Origin of the sequence: Pseudomonas sp. K5002 (genome assembly GCF_013386655.1) — a bacterium.
Lineage (GTDB): Bacteria > Pseudomonadota > Gammaproteobacteria > Pseudomonadales > Pseudomonadaceae > Aquipseudomonas.
The window spans coordinates 1-834 of the sequence record NZ_JACARK010001386.1 but is presented as its reverse complement, the minus strand read 5'-3'; the positions used below and the strand labels follow the sequence as shown (position 1 = coordinate 834).

The following is an 834-nucleotide window of genomic DNA, read 5'->3' as shown; positions in this document are numbered from 1 at the left end:
GGCATGCGCGCCGAAAGCGGCTGGGTGCCGGAGCGTGTGTTGCCGGTGGCCGCTGTGCACGGTGAACTGGCGGCGATACCGCCCGGGCTGGAATCCCATCGCAGCCGCAATAACCAGTTGCTGCTGGAAGCCGCGTTGCAGATTGACGACGAGATCCGGCAAGCGATCCAGACGTTCGGCGCGTCGCGCATTGGCATCGTGCTCGGCACCAGCACCTCGGGCATCGATGAAGCCAGCCGTGGCATCGCCCACTATCTGCGGGAAAACCAGTTCCCCGCCGACTACGACTATCAGCAACAGGCGCTTGGCGCCCCGGCCGATTTCCTCGCCGACTGGCTGCAACTGAGCGGCCCGGCCTACGTGATTTCCACCGCCTGCACCTCCAGCGCACGAGCGCTGATGAGTGCCCAACGCCTGTTGGACCTGGGCGTGTGCGATGCGGTGATCTGCGGTGGTGTCGACACGCTGTGCAAGCTGACCCTCAATGGTTTTTCGTCGCTGGAGGCGGTTTCGGCAGAGCGCTGCAATCCGTTTTCGCTGAACCGCAACGGCATCAATATCGGCGAAGCCGCCGTGTTGTTCCTGATGAGCAAAACCCCGGCGCCGGTCGCACTGCTGGGCAGTGGCGCCAGTTGCGACGCCCACCATATTTCCGCCCCCGAGCCTACCGGCAAGGGTGCGTTGCAAGCGATGCGCAAGGCCCTGGCCAGCGCACAACTGGCGCCCGGACAAATCGGTTACCTGAACCTGCACGGCACCGCTACCCAACATAACGATGCCATGGAAAGCCTGGCGGTCGCGGCCCTGTTCCCGGACGGCGTAGCCTGCTCCTCG

At 64.7% G+C, this 834-nt stretch carries 1 protein-coding gene; it reads left to right on the top strand.

From position 1 onward, the window contains the following. On the top strand, positions 1–834 hold an 834-nt coding region (locus HX846_RS36595), incomplete at both ends, for a beta-ketoacyl synthase N-terminal-like domain-containing protein (protein WP_178967388.1).